Origin of the sequence: Rhodoplanes azumiensis, assembly GCF_042682915.1 — a bacterium.
Classification (GTDB): Bacteria; Pseudomonadota; Alphaproteobacteria; order Rhizobiales; family Xanthobacteraceae; genus Rhodoplanes; species Rhodoplanes azumiensis.
Window position 1 is genome coordinate 52,703 of the sequence record NZ_JBHUIW010000027.1, and the last position, 15,789, is coordinate 68,491.

The window sequence follows — 15,789 nt, forward strand, 5'->3', positions numbered from 1 at the left end:
CGGCAGCTCAAGGAGGACAGGGCGATGGGACCGAGGCGAGCCGCATTTCGTCTGATCCTCGTGTTGGCCATCCTGGTCGGCTCGACCGTCTCGGGGCTCGCTCAGCGGCGCGTCGCCCTGGTGATCGGGAATGCCAAGTACAAGTACGAAGCGAGCCTCGAGAATCCCCACAAGGACGCGATCGACATCGCCGGAATCCTCCGTCGTGCGGGCTTCGACCTCGTCGGCGGACGTGCCCTGCTCGATCTCGACAAGAGCCAGATGGAGCGCGCCACGCGAGAATTCGGTGTCGCGGCCCGGGACGCCGACGTCGCGCTCGTCTTCTATTCCGGCCATGGCCTGCAGATCGGCGGGACGAACTATCTGATTCCGACCGACGCCACCGCCGTGACCGAGGCCGATGTCGGCTTGACGATGCTCAGCATCGATCTCGTGATGGGCCAGCTCGAAGCGTCGCGCGCGCAGTTCAAGATGGTGCTGCTCGACGCCTGCCGGACCAATCCCTTCGCCCGCGGGGCGAAAGGCGGCGAGCGTGGTCTCGCCCAGATGCGGGCCCCGCGCGGAACCATCATCGGCTTCGCCACCCAGCCCGGCAATGTCGCGAGCGACGGCGCGCCGGGCGGCAACAGCCCGTACACGTCCGCGCTGCGTGAGCACATGATCCGGCCGGGGCTCGGCCTGTTCGAGCTCCTCAACGATGTCGGGCTCGCGGTGATGCGGGTGACCCGCGAGCGTCAGCAGCCCTGGATGGCCGCGTCACCGATCGAAGGGCGATTCTCCTTCGTCGCCCCGGCCATCATCGCGCCGCCGTCGCCGACCCCGTCTGCCATCTCGCAGAACCCGGTGACGTCCGTGCCGGTCCCGGTCGCTCAAGTCTCGGCGGGCGCGTCCCTCGATCTGATTCAGACGGCCTACAAGGCTCTCGCGGTGAAGAACTACGGGCTCGCCGAGCAGGTGCTGGCCGATGCGGCGCGCGTCGATCCGGCCTCGCCGCTGCCGTTCAGCTATCGCGGCTACACGGCCTTCATGCAGGCCAACGACCAGGTCGACATGGCCCGCCGCAAGCGCGTTCCGGCCGAGCGCGATGCCGCCGTCGCGGCGGCGCTGCGGCTGTACGGAGAGGCCTTTCGTCTGTACGACCGCGCGATCCTGACCGAGCCTCAGTACGCTCCGGTGCGTCGCCATCGCGGCAATGCCATCGTGGCCGTCTACAAGGCGCGACGCTTGGCGGGGATGTCGGTCCCGGCCGACATCCTCGATCGCGCCATCGAGGACTTCCGCGCGGCGGCCGAGCTGGACCCGACCTCGAAGACCAACGCGAACGCGCTCGGCGATGCCCTGCTGCTCGTTCAGCGCCCGCGTGACGCGATCGTCTGGTACGATCGCGCAGTCGCACTCGACCGCAGCTATGCGGCTCCCTACGACGGGCTCTGTCGAGCCCACGTTCAGCTGAACGATTTCGGCACGGCCCGGGACTATGCCCGCAAGGCGGCGCAGCGCGACGATGCCCTGCGTGGCATGGAGTGCCTCGGCCCGCTGGCGAGGGGACGTTAGAAGAGAATGGTCGTGCCTCGACCGGATCGCGACGCGATCCACCGACCGCGCTCGCGTCGGCCCGCGGGCGTCTCCGATCCGCCGGAATACGACGATGGGGTGACGTCGGCGAAGCTCCGAGTGCCCGCCGTCTTCGATTCGGCGTGGGCGCGGCGCTTGTGCCCTTCGCCTCTGCCAGCCCTACGCGTTGACGACGGGACACGCCGCGCCGATGGTCGGCGAGCCCGACGCCCCGGCGCCGACGACGCCGAAGGACACCGGAACCCGCGGGCTGGAGAAGCACAGCTCCGACACGCTCGGCCTTGCCGTCGCGATCGACCACGACGGCGAGACCGGCACGCTCGACATCCACGTCCGCGACATCGATCAGTGCGACGACGCGATCCGCCGGTCGGAAGCCGGCTGACGCGTGTGTCGCCACAGCGTCGGTATCGCGGTGCACCGACACCGAGGCGCGACATCCCGCCGACGGTTCCGCACGACAGTGCCGCTCTCCCGTCCCCGGCGCGCGGGGAGACGTGATCAGCGTCGTCGATCGAGGCTGCGGGATGCTCACGCCGCGCGGACGGCACTCAGGAACTTGCCGACCTCGGTCTTCAGCTTGGTGCTGTCGCCGGAGAGGAGCTGTGCGGCGGACAGCACCTGGCTGGCCGCCGAGCCGGTCTCCTGCGCGCCGACCCGCACGTCGCCGATGTTGGCCGACACCTCGCGGGTGCCGTGCGCGGCCTGCTGGACGTTGCGCGAGATCTCTTGGGTCGCGGCGCCCTGCTCCTCGACGGCGGCCGCGATGGTCGAGGAGATCTCGGACAGCTTTCCGATGGTGCCGGCGATCTCGCGGATCGCCGCGACCGAGCCTTGCGTCGCGCCCTGGATCTCGCCGATCTGCTGGCTGATCACGCCGGTCGCCTTGGCGGTCTCCTGGGCGAGTTGCTTGACCTCTGCGGCGACGACCGCGAAGCCCTTGCCGGCGTCGCCGGCGCGGGCCGCCTCGATGGTCGCGTTGAGGGCGAGCAGGTTGGTCTGGCCCGCGATGGTGTTGATGAGCTCGACGACGTCGCCGATGCGGTTCGCCGCTTCGGCCAGATCCTCGACCTGCTTGTTGGTGGCGTGCGCCTGCTCGACGGCCCCGCGGGCGACGCGCGCCGACTCCTGCACCTGACGGCTGATCTCCTGCACCGAGGACGACATCTCCTCGGTGGCCGAGGCGACCGACTGGACGTTGGAGGACGCGTCCTCGGCGGCGTTCGCGACGGTCGCGCTCAGCGACTGCGCGCGCTGCGCCGTGCCGGTGAGCGCATTGGCGGAGGCCTCCAGCTCGGTCGAGGCCGACGTGACGGTCTCGACGATCTCGCCGATCATCGCCTCGAAGTTCCGCGTGATCCGATCGACGCGCCGGCCGCGCTCGAGCTTCGCCTCGGCATCGGTCGCGGCCGCGGCGTCGGCCGCCTTCTTGTCGATCAGAGCCCGCTTGAAGATCTGCAAGGTCGTGGCGATGCGGCCGATCTCGGTGGCCTCGCCCTGGTGAGGCACCTCGGCGTCGAGATCGCCTCGCGCCAGCGCCTGCATGGGCGAGATCACCGAGGCGATTCCACGCGACACGTCGAAGACCAGATAGACGGCGAGGCCGATGCCGAGGAGTGCCGAGCCGCCGAGAATGATCATCATCAGATCGAAGGCTCGGTCGTATGTGGCGGACGCCTCTTTGGCGGCCGCGTCGGCGCCGGCGTTGTTGAGCGCGATGTTCTTGTTGAGGAGATCGTCGGCGGCCTTGCCGATCGGATAGACCTTCGTCTCGTTGAACGTCGAGACCTCGGTCGGCAGCTTGCCGGCGTTGGCACGCGACATCTCGATGACTTTCTTGACCCCTTCGTCGTAGAGCGCGGCCTGCTTCTTCCATTCGTCGAACGTTCGGCGCTCCTCCGGCGAGGAGATCAGCTTCTCGTAGGCCGCTGCGTACTTGGCGTTGCGATCGTAGTTCAGGGCCAGTGTCTTCTCGACCGCGGCCTTGGCCTCGGGCGTCTCGGCCAGCATATGGAGTCGCACGACGCTGCGAATGATGGTGACGCCGGCGCGCAGATCGGCCAGCGCTCGCACGCTCGGCAGCCAGTTCTCGGAGATCTCGACCGCTCGGGTGTTGATGGCTCGCATGCTGCTGATCGCGAGCAGTCCCATGCCCGTCATGCCGACGAGCAGGAGCGACACGACGATGGTGATCTTGGTGCGGATGGAGAGCCTGGCGAGCATGACCCGTGATCCTGGATCGACGTCTTCGGAATGCGAAGAATGCGTCGTTCGGGGGTGAAAGCGACCCCGACCGGCGTTTCGGCGCCTTTCGATGAGGGAGCTGGACCGCCACCCGGACGATCGGCGGGCCACGATCGCTCTTATAACGAGCCGAGTCCTACGGACGTGTTAATGGACGAAGCCGGTCCGTCGGGGTCGCGAAGCCGAAGTGGCGTGTCCGATCGAGTGCGGGGTGGCTTCGAGTGCACGTGATTACGATCGTCACGGCTCGCGGTCGGCCGTGTAGCCCATTCTGAATCCGCCCCAGTGCCGGCCTCGCACCGTGATGGGGGCCGAGCAGTCCTTCATCAACACGAAGATGCCGCCGCCCATGTCGCGCCGATAGGTCTGAAGGAGGAACGGCTTGGTGTTGCGCCCGGCGGCGAGCCCGGTGCGATCGGCGAACATGCGGCGGTTGCGGCAGTTCGCCGTGTTCCAGGCCGGATCGCCGGGGCGCTGTGGTTGCGAGAACTTCTTGTTGTGGGTCGGCAGATAGCCGTTGCGGTCGACCGCGGCGCAGAAGACGATCTGAGCGTTCTTGGTCAGCAGCGGCTCCTGCAGCGGCGGCAGCAGCCGGTCGCACAGCGCCGTGAACCGCGTCGTCACCTGTTGCGGATCGGTGCCCGGCACCGGCACGTAGCTCTCGTCGAACAGATCCGCCATGGTGATCTGATTCTCGTCCAGGGCGCGCTCGAACACGGCCCCGACCTCGCGGGCCGCCGCGGTGACGAGAGCGACGAAGGCGGTGTCGTCGGTCTCGACGCCGGTCCGAGCCGTGAGCAGCGCCAGCTCCTCGCTGCGCTTCAAGAGGCCGTGGACGCGCTGGTCGGCGGTACGCAGATCCGCGGAGGAGCGCGCGACGTTGTCGCTCATCGCCTCGAACGCCGCCTGCAGGGCGTCGCAGCGTCCCTGGATGTCCTGGTTGGCCTCGACGATCGAGCGCATGTCGCCGCGCATCCGCGTCATCGCGGGCCCGACATGGTCGATCACCTGCCGGATCGCCGCGGTGCCGGCCTGCACGGTCGCGGCGCGGCCGACCGTCGCGGCCGACTCGGCCATCAGGTCGCGCGTCTGCGTATCGAGCATGGTGAGCGTCGCGGCGATCTCGGCGGTCGCTTCCGAGGTCTGCTTGGCGAGCGCCTTCACCTCCTGGGCGACCACGGCGAAGCCCTTGCCGGCCTCGCCGGCGCGCGCCGCCTCGATGGTCGCGTTCAGCGCCAGAAGATTGGTCTGGCGGGCGATCGCGTCGATGCCGCCGGCCGCCTTGGCGACGCGCTCGAGCGCCGCCCGCAGGCCGTCCAGCTTGCTCTCGAAGCCGGCCGTGGCGGCAGCGAGCGCGCTGATCTCGGCGAGCGAGGTCGCGACCGACTGGGCCGAGGCGTCCATCTCGGTGCAGGCCGCTTCGATCGTGCGGTCGGCCGCCGTCGCGGCGGAGCCGATCCGCCGGTTGGAGCTAGTCAGCTCGGTGGCGGCGGCCGAGAGCGTCTTGCACTCGGCGGTCAGGCCCTGCGCCTTGGCGTCGACGTCGGCGATGTTGCCGGCGACGTCGGCGAGCTCCACCGACAGGACGCCCACGGTCCGGGCGATGGTGCGCACGACCCCGTCGTCCACGGCCGGCATGCCCATGCGGTTCCCCCGAATTAATAGAGCTAAATCGTCGGGTCGGATGCTGCCGCAATTTACCTGCCAAGCGGTTAACCCTGGGTGGGTTATCGGATCCCATGCCACCGTGAGTGGCGCATGGTGGGCAGTGCCGGCGATCGAGCCGAGGGCGATGCTAACGCTTCTGCCGGGCCCGCAGGGCGGTCTGCAAGAGCGCCCGGTGGCACAGCGGGTCGGCGAGGTCGGCCTGGCGGCGCACCGCCGTCGCGGTCTCGGCCAGGTCCGTCATCACCTGGGCGAGGCGCGGCGTCGTCCACGCGGCCAGCGCCGCCCGCACGGCCGGCTCGCGCCGGAAGAACAGCCCCCGAAATCCCTCGCGTAGCGCGTCCTGCGCCGACCGGCCGGCGTCGATCGCGAGACGGGTGCGGTGGAGCTGGGCGGCGTGGCGCAGCGCCGTCCCGATCAGCCGGTCCGGATGCGTGCCGGCGGCGCGGGCGCGGGCGAACTCGGCGTCGAACACCTGCGGCTTGCCGGCGAACACGGCGTCGATGACGTCGTCGAGCGCCAGCGCCGCGGCGTCGGCGATCACGGCGATCACGTCGTCGACCTCGATGCGGCCGCGGCCGTGGCCGTAGAGGGCGAGCTTCTTCAGCTCGCCGCGCGAGGCCTGGCGGTCGCCGCCGATCAGCGAGACGAGCAGAACCCTGGCGTCGTCCGCGATGGTCAGGCCGGCCGCCTTCATCTCCTGGTCGATCAGCCGGGCCAGATCGGCGTCGCCGTCGACATAGCAGGGCAGGGCGACGGCGGTGCGGGCCGTCTCGCAGGCGAGCCGGATCGCCGCGTCTTTGCGCAGGTCGCCGGCCTCGACGATGATCCGGCAGTCGCGCGGCGGGTCGGCCGCGAGCGCCTCCACGGCGGGGGCGAGATTGCTCCGCCCCGCCTTGATCCACACGGCCCGCCGCCCGCCGAACAGCGGCACTGTATGGGCCTCCTCGGCGATGCGGCCGGGCTCGACGGCGTCGCCGTCGAGCCGCACCAGAGCGAAGGGGTCGTTCGGGTCGTCGACCGAGGCCTTGATCAGCGCCTCGACCCGCTCGCGCACCAAGCCTGCATCCGGTCCGTAGACGAGTGCGATCGGCCGCCCGGCGTCCGGCCGGCTCACATAGGCGTCGATCTCGGAGCCCTTGAGGGCGGTCATGGGAGGACGTGTCTCGCTGGCCGGTCCAGAATCGGGCGACAGTCTGCCCCGTCACGCCCGCGCTCGCCGTGGGGATCCACGTCTCGATCCACGGCGGGGAAGCAAGACGTGGCTGGCCGGGACGAGCCCGGCCGTGACCGGAATGGATCAGGTTCCGGCGACGAAATAGGACGCGAGGCGCGACCGGATCGTCTCGGCGATGACGGTGGCGGCACGGTTCTCCGCGTCGCGCAGGGCGCGCTGCCGGGCGAATCGCTGCTGCTGGCCCGGGATGTCATAGGACACGCGGCTCTGCGCCACGTCGGTCACCACCGGCTTGCCGGTGTTCAGGTCGACCAGCGTGTAGTACGCCGCGATGCCGAAATTCTCGACGTCCGGTCGCGCCGTCTCGACGTCGACGATGACGGAGACGCGGGTGGTCTGGAACCGGATGTCGAGCCGGTGGGTGGGCGGGGCCGGGTTTCCGCCGGACAGCATGAAGACGAGCTGGTTGCGCAGGTCGACGGCGATCCGCGACTGCGGCGTGCCGTTCGGCGCCGGAATCTGGGTGATGTCGATCTGGGCCAGCGAGGCGGCCAGCGACGGGCCGCCGTCGAGGGTTCGGGTGCCGTAGAGCGGCTGGAAGCAGCCGGCGAGCGGCACGGCGAGCGCCAGCACGGCCGCGCCGCGCAGGGCGAGCCGCATCACGCGCCGCCGGTCCGGCGTCGCAACGCCCTGGTCGGTGCCGAAAAGTCCCGTCCGATCAAGCCACCACATTCACGATCCTGTGCGGGACGACGATGACTTTTTTGGGAGCCGCGCCCCCGAGCGCCTTTTGTACCGCGTCCAGAGCCAGAACGGCAGCCTCCACGTCCGCTTTTCCGGCCGTGCGTGGCACCGTTACATCACCTCGCTTCTTGCCGTTGATCTGGACCGGCAGCGTGACCGTGTCCTCGACCAGCAGATCCGCCTCGACCTCGGGCCACGGCGCCTCGCAGACGAGCCTGTCGTGGCCGAGCGCCGCCCAGCATTCCTCGGCGAGGTGCGGCATCATCGGGTGGAAGAGCTGGACCAGGATTTCGGCCGCCTCGCGCACCGCCCAGCGATAATCGGCCGGCGGCTCGGCCCCGGCGGCGCCGAGCGCGGTCTGGAACGCGTTGGCGAGCTCGTAGATGTGGGCGACGCAGCGGTTGAAGCGCAGTTTTTCGATATCCTCGGAGACCCGCGACAACGCCAGATGCGCCGCCTTGCGGAGCGCCACGGCGGCTTCGCCGAACATCGCGGGGCGCGGCAGGTCGCGCTCGGCCGCCACCGCCGCGGCGTCGCCGATCAGCCGCCACAGGCGCTGGACGAAGCGGGCGGCGCCCTGCGCGCCCTCCTCGGTCCAGATGACGTCGCGCTCGGGCGGCGAGTCGGACAGCATGAACCAGCGCGCCGTGTCGGCCCCGTAGGATCCGATGATCTCGTCGGGATCGACGGTGTTGCGCTTCGACTTCGACATTTTCTCGATGGGTCCGATCTCGACGGGCACGTCGGTGCCGGTCAGGACCGCGCGGCGTGCCTCCCCCATGCCGTCGATCGTCACCTCGGCCGGCGACGCGAACGTGCCGTCCGGCTTCCTGTAGGTCTCGTGCACCACCATGCCCTGCGTGAACAGGCCGGCGAACGGCTCGTCGAGCCCGGCATGGCCGGTCGCCTTCATGGCGCGGGTGAAGAAGCGCGAGTAGAGGAGGTGCAGGATCGCGTGCTCGATGCCGCCGATATACTGGTCGACCGGCAGCCAGGAGTCGACCGCTGCCCGATCGGTCGGCGCCTCGCCGATCCACGGGTCGGTGAAGCGCGCGAAGTACCACGACGAGTCGACGAACGTGTCCATCGTGTCGGTCTCGCGCGTCGCCTTGGCGCCGCATTGCGGGCAGGCGACGTGCTTCCAGGTCGGGTGGCGGTCGAGCGGGTTGCCGGGCCGGTCGAACGTGATGTCGTCCGGCAGCGTCACCGGCAGATCGGCGATCGGCACCGGCACGGTGCCGCAGCGCTCGCAGTGGATCACCGGGATCGGGCAGCCCCAGTAGCGCTGGCGCGAGATGCCCCAGTCGCGCAGCCGGTACATCACCTCGCGGCGGCCGACCGGGGCATTGCCGCGGATCTCCTTCTCCAGCCGGCTCGCCACCTCGGCCTGAGCCTGCGCGAACGTCATGCCGTCGAGAAAGCGCGAGTTGATCATCCGACCGTCGCCCACATAGGCCGTGTCGGTGATCACGAAGGTCGCCGGATCCTGGCCCTCGGGGCACACCACCGGCGTATTGCCGAGCCCGTACTTGTTGACGAAGTCGAGGTCGCGCTGGTCGTGCGCCGGGCAGCCGAAGATGGCGCCGGTGCCGTACTCCATCAGCACGAAGTTCGCCACGTAGACCGGGAGCGTCCAGGTCGGGTCGAACGGGTGGATGGCCCGGATGCCGGTGTCGAAGCCGAGCTTTTCCGCTTTGTCGATCGCTTCTTGCGCGGTCCCGATGCGCTTCGCCTCGGCGATGAAGGCGGCGAGCGCCGGGTTCTTCTCCGCCGCGGCCTTGGCGAGCGGATGGTCCGGCGACAGGCCCATGAACTTGGCGCCGAACAGCGTGTCGTGCCGGGTCGTGAAGATCTCGAGCTCGGTCTCGCCGGACGGAGTCGTCGTCGGATCCAGCGCGAAGCGCACATGCATGCCCTCGGACCGGCCGATCCAGTTCTTCTGCATCAGCCGGACTTTTTCCGGCCAGCGGTCGAGGCCGTCCAGCGCGGTCAGCAGTTCTTCCGAGAACTTGGTGATCTTGAAGAACCACTGGGTCAGCTCGCGCTGCTCGACGAGCGCGCCCGAGCGCCAGCCGCGGCCGTCGATCACCTGCTCGTTGGCCAATACGGTCTGGTCGACCGGATCCCAGTTCACCTTCGACTGCTTGCGCTCGACCAGGCCCGCCTTCAGCAGGTCGAGGAACATGCGCTGCTGGTGCTTGTAGTAGGTGGGATCGCAGGTCGCGATCTCGCGATCCCAGTCGAGCGACAGGCCCATCGACTTGAGCTGCGCCTTCATGGTCGCGATGTTGGCGTAGGTCCACTCCCGCGGATGGACCTTGTTGGCCATGGCGGCGTTCTCGGCCGGCATGCCGAAGGCGTCCCAGCCCATCGGGTGGAGCACCTTGAACCCCTTGGCGCGCTTGTAGCGGGCCACCACGTCGCCCATCGTGTAGTTGCGCACATGCCCCATGTGGATGCGCCCCGACGGGTAGGGGAACATCTCGAGCACATAGTATTTCGGCCGCGGGTCGTCGTTCCGGGTCGCGAAGATGTCGCGCTCGTCCCACACGGTCTGCCAGCGCGGCTCGGCGACGCGGGCGTTATAGCGTTCTGCAGTCATGAGATTCGGCTCGCTCTCGCGAAGATGTCCGGCCCGTTGGACATCATTGCGCGGCCCGGGTCAACGCTCACGGGCCGCTGCCGGCGCGCGCCGGGGGTTCCGCAGACGCGGGCCGGGCGAACGGCGCGAGAGGGCCGGGCGTTCGCCGCCTCACCCCGCCTCGGCGAGCGGGGGATCGTCGCGGCGGACGTCGCTGTCGACCACGGTGGTGTTGCGGCCGCGGCGCTTGGCGGCGTAGAGGGCCGTGTCGGCCGCCTCGATCAGATCCTGCGGGCGGCTGTCCGGGCTCGGCACATGGGCCGCGACGCCGACGCTGACCGTGATGTGGCCGGCCGGCGCCCCCTCGTTGCGGATCCGCAAGGCGAGCACGGCCAGGCGCAGGCGCTCGGCGAGGTCGACGGCGCGGTCGAGCCCGCTGTCGGCCAGCAGCAGCACGAACTCCTCGCCGCCCCAGCGGGCGACGAAATCGGTCTCGGCGTCGGCGACCGACGCCAAGACCCGGCCGATCTGGCGCAGGCAGGCGTCGCCCTGGACGTGGCCGTAGCCGTCGTTGAACAGCTTGAAATGATCGACGTCGATCATCAGGAGGCCGAGCGGCCGGCCAGCCTCGCCGGCCCGCGTCCATTCGGTGGCCAGGCGGGCGTCGAAGCTGCGGCGATTGGCGAGGCCCGAGAGCGGGTCGATCGAGGCGAGCTCCTCCAAATGGGCGTTGGCGGCGCGCAGCTCGCGTTCGCGTGCCGCGAGTCGGCCCGCCATGTCGGACAGCGCCGTGGCGAGCGGGGCGAATTCGGGCGCCCAGGCGCCGGGGTCGGTGCGGACCTTGAGGTCGCCCTGGCCGATCCGGGTCGCCGTGCGGGCGAGCGAGCGGATCGGTTCGACGATCAGATGCTCGCTGATCAGCCAGGCGGCGATCACGGTGATCAGGCCGAAGAAGGCGAGATGCAGATAGGCGAGCCCGGACTCGCGCTCGATCTTGCCCACCACCTCGCGTTCCGAGTAGCCGATCACGATGCGGGCGTCGGTGCCGGGCAGGCTGGTGTAGCCGAAGATCCGCCGCACGCCGTCGAAGCCCTCGAGCGTCGCGGTGCCGTCGGGCGCCGCCTGCACGGTCTTGACCAGCGGGTGGTCGCCGAAGCGGCGGCCGACGAGCCGCTCGCGGCTCTGCACCCCGGCCAGAACCGTGCCCTTGCCGTCGATCAGATAGGCGGCCATCCCGACCCGGCTCTCGACGCCCTGGCCGAGCCGGCCGAGCCAGTGCAGGTCGACCGGCGCCAGCAGCACCTCGACCTCGTCGCTCCCCGGCCGCACGATCGGGAACGCCATCAGCACGGTCGACTTCTCGTAGGATCGCTCGAGCAGGTAGTCGCTGAGGACGTAATGGCGGGTGCGCTGCACGTCGCGGATATAGTCGCGATCGGAGAGGTCGAGCCCGATCACCTGGCGCCGCGTCGAGCAGGTGATCCGCCCGTCGGCGCCGACCACCGAGAGGCTGGCGATCCACGGGGCTTCACCGGCGAAGCCCCACAGGAAGCCCGCGCAGTCGGCCGCGCTGCCGGCCGTGCCGGCGGCGCTCGCGATATAGGCACGGGCGACCACCTGCATCAGGGCGCGGGCGGCCTCGATGGTCTCGGCCTGGGCGTCCCGCGCCCGCCGGGCCACCGTGACGACCTCGGCATAGGCCGCCTGGGTGCGCTCGACGCGGCTCGATTCGGTCAGGTGGACGCGGTCGATGATCAGCGGGGCGACCGCCAGCAGGGCGAGCAGGATCAGGCGCGCCCGAATGCTGAGGCGCCACGCCCTGCGGCGACGTGTGGCGGATGGCCGATTCAGGAGGCTCATGCGACTCGTCCCCGTTCCCCGCAAAAAATGCTAACCGGGCGGGGTGAAAGTCGCCTTCACCGGGTCGCTAAAATTCGAGTCGTCTGGTCATGATTCCGTCCGAGCCCCGCACTCCCGGCCCGATCGAGGCCGCATCGACCGCCGCCGACCGGCTCGCCGTCGTGCAGGCCGGGGTCGCCGCCGCCTGCCGGGAGGCCGGCCGCGACGCCGCCACCGTCACCCTGGTCGCGGTCAGCAAGACGTTCCCGGCCGAGGCGATCGAGCCGGTGATCGCCGCCGGCCAGCGGGTGTTCGGCGAGAACCGGGTCCAGGAGGCGAAGGCCAAGTGGCCGGCGCTGCGGGAGCGGCATCCGGGCGTCGCGCTCCACATGATCGGGCCGCTGCAGTCGAACAAGGCGCGGGAGGCGGTGGCGTTGTTCGACGCGATCCATGGGCTCGACCGGCCGAGCCTCGCGGCGGCGCTCGCCAAGGAGGTGCAGCGCGCCGGCCGCCAGCCGCTCTTGTTCGTCGAGGTCAACACCGGGGCCGAGCCGCAGAAGGCCGGCGTGCTGCCCGAGGAGGCCGACGCCTTCGTCGCGGCCTGCCGCGACATCTACGGGCTGACGATCGGCGGGCTGATGTGCATCCCCCCATTCGACGAGGCGCCGGCGCCGCATTTCGCCCTGACGCAGAAGATCGCCCGCCGCAACGGGCTCGAGCTCCTGTCGATGGGGATGAGCGACGACTACGACGTGGCGATCCGGTTCGGCGCCACCCATGTGCGGGTCGGCACCGCGATCTTCGGCCACCGCCCGAAGCTCGACGCCGGCGGGCCGGGGTGAGCCGGGCGATCGCTCCGGCATCGCGGTCGACGCCCGGTGGCTCAGGTCCGGCGGCCCGACCCGTCGCGCGCCGAGGCGTCGGACCTGCGGCCCTGGGGTGGTGGATCGTCGCGCCGCACAGCACGCAGCTCTCTGGTCGCGAACCACGCCACCGCGCCGAGGGCCAGCACGAGCTCGATCAGCGCCAGGGTGCTCGGATCGCCGGTCGCGTCCATGCGGGATCGTTGCCTGTCCGGACCGCGCGTCAGCCGGCCTCGCGCGCCGCCCGGCCGGCATCCGGCGTCGTCCCCGCGCCGGCTGCGCCGACCGCCGCCTCGGCCGGGCGGTCGATCCCACCGCCGGCGGGCGCCGCGGTGGCGGCCTCCGCCCTGACGATGTCGCTCATCCGATAGGTGACGCGACGGCTCATCCAGATCCCGTAGGCCGCGAGCGCCGCGAGGACGCCGCCGAGATCGAGCAGCGAGAGCGACTCGTCTCCGCCCGGCAAGACGAACATCACCACGATCATGGCCGCCGTCACGGTGAGGAAGACCAGGATCAGGGGTCGGATGCCCTCGCCGACGGCGGCGATCGAGAAGGCTTCCGGCGGGACCGATGCGATGCCGCGGGCTTCGGCGGCCATGCGGGCGGCGAGGACGCGCCGCTTGTGAAGCACCCCCGACACGACGAACGCCGCCGCTGCGGCGAACATGACGATGCCGATCCAGTATCGCATGCTGGGCTCCCGCTCTCGAACCCGGGGGTCCGACGACCGCAGCACGCGGCCTCGCCGAGCGCAAGTCTCTTGCGCGCCCGATCCGGCCGCCGGTCGGCCGGGCGCCGCGCGGGCGGCGCGGCCGATCACGATCGTCCCGCCAGGGCCGGAGGAGGAGACGTTCGGTCTGCGCGCTCTCCCTGATTGTTTTTGTTTTTTCCAGTTCTAGCATCGAGACCGCGGGGGTCGCCTCCGCTGTGTCCGGCACGACAAACCCCCGCCCGTCCGGATCCTCGACCGACAGCGCTGGCGTGTCACAACGTTGGACAGAGGAGAGGAACATGACGAGATGGCTGCGGGTCTCGACCGCCGTCGTCGCCCTGCTGGCGGCCGCGTCGTTCTCCCACGATGCCGTCGCGCAGAGCGCGAAATCGAAGCAGAAGCAGCGTCCGCCGACGATCAGTTACAAGGAGGACATCGTCCCGATCTTCAAGGGACGCTGCGTCGAGTGCCATCAGCCGGGCGGCACCGGCTTCGACACCTCGGGCCTCGACCTGCGCACCTATGCGGGCGTGATGAAGGGCACCAAGTTCGGGCCCATGGTGGTGAAGGGCGATCCCGACGCCTCCAGCCTGATGGCGCTGCTCGACTGGCGGGTGAAGCCCGAGATCCGCATGCCGCACGGCATGAAGAAGCTGTCCACCTGCGATCGGGATGCGATCCGCCGCTGGATCTCGGAGGGCGCGCTCGACAACTGACCGACCCGTCGGTCGATCATTCGCTTGGTGGATTGCGACCTGTCGATTGTCCGGGCGTCGGCGACGCGCCGCGCCCATCGCGACATTTCGGCCCGAGGAGGACGGCGGCCGGCCGCCGTGACCGGCCGCGCCTCCCGGGTGGCCCGACGCGGGCCGGCGTGAACCGGTGAACGACCGTGCGGCGAACCGAACGTTAACAGCCCTGGGCTAGGCTCCGCCTCCTCACCAGCCCGGACGAGGAGAGGCGCGTGGCCGCGAGCGAGACCGATCACGGCGGCTCCGGTCCCGAGCCGGAGTCCGGTCCGCTCGCCCGGCTGCGCCGGCGGTTGGTCGGGCCGCTCGCCGCGCGGATCGCCGCCTTCAGGAGCGACGACAGCGACCGCTCGGTGGCGCGGCGCAGCGCCGGGGCCGCCTTCCTGATCCGGGTGGCGAGCGCCGGCATCCTGTTCGTCAGCCAGATCCTGCTGGCCCGCTGGATGGGCCGCTTCGAGTTCGGCATCTATGTCGCGGTATGGGCCTGGGCGAGCGTGCTCGGCCCGCTGGCGCCGCTCGGCCTCGCCTACGGGTCGCAGCGCTTCATTCCGGAATACCGGCATCGCGGTGATCTCGACGGCCTGCGCGGCTTCCTGACCGGGGCCCGCCTTCTGAGTCTCGCACAGGGCGCGATCGCCGGGGCGCTGCTCGCCGCCGTCGTCCTGGCGCTCGGCCGCCACGTGCCGGCTCATTTTCTGGTGCCGTTCCTGATCGCCGCCGCGACCCTGCCGGCGTTCACGCTGAGCATGGTCCAGGACGGCATGGCGCGCAGCTTCGACTGGATCGATCTCGCGCTGGTGCCGCTGTTCATCGTCCAGCCCATGCTGATCCTCGCCGTGACGGGCGGCCTGCATGTCGCGGGCGGTGCCATCGACGCCGTCGCCGTGCTCGCCACCACGGGCGCCGCCATGTGGCTGGTCACGCTGGTCCAGGCCGTGCTGATGGGGCGGCGCCTCGCCGGCACGGTGCCGGCCGGGCCGCGCCGCTTCGACGTGCGCCACTGGCTGAAGACGTCGCTGCCGATCTTCGTCGTCGACGGCTTCTTCCTGCTTCTGTTCTACGTCGACATCCTGGTGCTGCAGCTCTATGTCGGCCCGCAGGACGTGGCGATCTACTACGCGGCCAGCAAGACGCTGTCGCTCGTCCACTTCATCTCCTACGCGGTCGGCGCCGCGGTGGCGCATCGCTTCAGCGCCTATCACGTCGCCGGCGAGCGCGAGAAGCTGAAGGACTTCGTCGGCGACGCGGTGCGCTGGACGTTCTGGCCGACGCTCGCCTTCGGGGCCGTGCTGGCGGCGCTCGGGCTGCCGCTGCTGCGGCTGTTCGGTCCCGGCTTCGACGCCGGCTACCCGCTGATCCTGATCATCATGATCGGCCTCTTGGCACGCGGTGCCGTCGGCCCCGCCGAGCGACTCCTCAACATGACGGGTCACCAGTCGCTGTGCGCCGTCGTCTACGCCACGGCGCTCGCCGTCAACGTGATCCTCTGCGTCGTGCTGATCCCGCGCTTCGGCATCTTCGGGGCCGGCTGGGCGACCGCGGCCGCCGTGGTGGTCGAATCGATGATGCTGTTCGTGATGGTGAAGCGAAAGCTCGGCCTGTACGTTTTCGTCGTCCGGCTGCGACGGAGCTGATCA

Annotated in this window: 13 protein-coding genes; 5 read left to right on the forward strand and 8 right to left on the reverse strand. The window is 70.3% G+C overall.

What is annotated here, in order from left to right; genetic code table 11:
* Positions 1 to 24 precede the first annotated feature (24 nt).
* Entirely contained in the window at positions 25 to 1,554 is a 1,530-nt protein-coding gene (locus ACFSOX_RS19740; RefSeq protein ID WP_378479534.1) for a caspase family protein, read from the forward strand.
* Positions 1,555 to 1,765: 211 nt separating this feature from the next.
* A complete protein-coding gene (locus ACFSOX_RS19745) occupies positions 1,766 to 1,960 on the forward strand; it encodes a hypothetical protein (protein WP_378479535.1) in 195 nt (64 codons plus the stop codon).
* A gap of 146 nt (positions 1,961 to 2,106) precedes the next feature.
* Here the strand turns inward: ACFSOX_RS19745 and ACFSOX_RS19750 are convergent, their stop codons facing one another.
* The 6 genes from ACFSOX_RS19750 to ACFSOX_RS19775 form a co-directional block, all read right to left on the reverse strand.
* Positions 2,107 to 3,798 (reverse strand): methyl-accepting chemotaxis protein, encoded by a 1,692-nt coding sequence (locus ACFSOX_RS19750; protein WP_378479536.1) that lies wholly within the window; start codon positions 3,796 to 3,798, stop codon positions 2,107 to 2,109.
* A gap of 261 nt (positions 3,799 to 4,059) precedes the next feature.
* Positions 4,060 to 5,463, reverse strand: coding sequence for a methyl-accepting chemotaxis protein (locus tag ACFSOX_RS19755; protein WP_378479537.1), 1,404 nt, complete (start codon positions 5,461 to 5,463; stop codon positions 4,060 to 4,062).
* Positions 5,464 to 5,614: 151 nt separating this feature from the next.
* Positions 5,615 to 6,637: a DNA polymerase III subunit delta gene (gene holA / locus ACFSOX_RS19760; protein WP_378479538.1), complete on the reverse strand. Its 1,023-nt coding sequence runs from the start codon at positions 6,635 to 6,637 to the stop codon at positions 5,615 to 5,617.
* A 147-nt stretch (positions 6,638 to 6,784) separates the two neighbouring features.
* Positions 6,785 to 7,321: a hypothetical protein gene (locus tag ACFSOX_RS19765; RefSeq protein WP_378479563.1), complete on the reverse strand. Its 537-nt coding sequence runs from the start codon at positions 7,319 to 7,321 to the stop codon at positions 6,785 to 6,787.
* A gap of 58 nt (positions 7,322 to 7,379) precedes the next feature.
* Complete coding sequence (gene leuS, locus ACFSOX_RS19770) at positions 7,380 to 10,007, reverse strand: leucine--tRNA ligase (RefSeq protein WP_378479539.1); 2,628 nt, start codon at positions 10,005 to 10,007, stop codon at positions 7,380 to 7,382.
* A 150-nt stretch (positions 10,008 to 10,157) separates the two neighbouring features.
* Complete coding sequence (locus ACFSOX_RS19775; protein WP_378479540.1) at positions 10,158 to 11,846, reverse strand: sensor domain-containing diguanylate cyclase; 1,689 nt, start codon at positions 11,844 to 11,846, stop codon at positions 10,158 to 10,160.
* Between the two features lie 89 nt (positions 11,847 to 11,935).
* On the opposite strand from ACFSOX_RS19775, the gene ACFSOX_RS19780 reads away from it, so the two are divergent.
* Positions 11,936 to 12,667 (forward strand): YggS family pyridoxal phosphate-dependent enzyme, encoded by a 732-nt coding sequence (locus tag ACFSOX_RS19780; protein WP_378479541.1) that lies wholly within the window; start codon positions 11,936 to 11,938, stop codon positions 12,665 to 12,667.
* Positions 12,668 to 12,708: 41 nt separating this feature from the next.
* Here ACFSOX_RS19780 and ACFSOX_RS19785 read toward each other — a convergent pair whose 3' ends face one another.
* Together ACFSOX_RS19785 and ACFSOX_RS19790 are read right to left on the reverse strand one after the other, a co-directional pair.
* Positions 12,709 to 12,882 carry a hypothetical protein gene (locus ACFSOX_RS19785; RefSeq protein WP_378479542.1) on the reverse strand — a complete coding sequence of 58 codons (174 nt, stop codon included), beginning with the start codon at positions 12,880 to 12,882 and terminating at the stop codon, positions 12,709 to 12,711.
* Between the two features lie 29 nt (positions 12,883 to 12,911).
* The gene (locus ACFSOX_RS19790; protein WP_378479543.1) at positions 12,912 to 13,382 is read right to left on the reverse strand and encodes a hypothetical protein; all 471 of its coding nucleotides are present in this window, start codon (positions 13,380 to 13,382) and stop codon (positions 12,912 to 12,914) included.
* Positions 13,383 to 13,702: 320 nt separating this feature from the next.
* On the opposite strand from ACFSOX_RS19790, the gene ACFSOX_RS19795 reads away from it, so the two are divergent.
* The gene (locus ACFSOX_RS19795) at positions 13,703 to 14,119 is read left to right on the forward strand and encodes a c-type cytochrome domain-containing protein (protein ID WP_378479544.1); all 417 of its coding nucleotides are present in this window, start codon (positions 13,703 to 13,705) and stop codon (positions 14,117 to 14,119) included.
* A gap of 248 nt (positions 14,120 to 14,367) precedes the next feature.
* Entirely contained in the window at positions 14,368 to 15,786 is a 1,419-nt protein-coding gene (locus tag ACFSOX_RS19800; protein ID WP_378479545.1) for a lipopolysaccharide biosynthesis protein, read from the forward strand.
* The last annotated feature ends 3 nt before the right edge of the window (positions 15,787 to 15,789 follow it).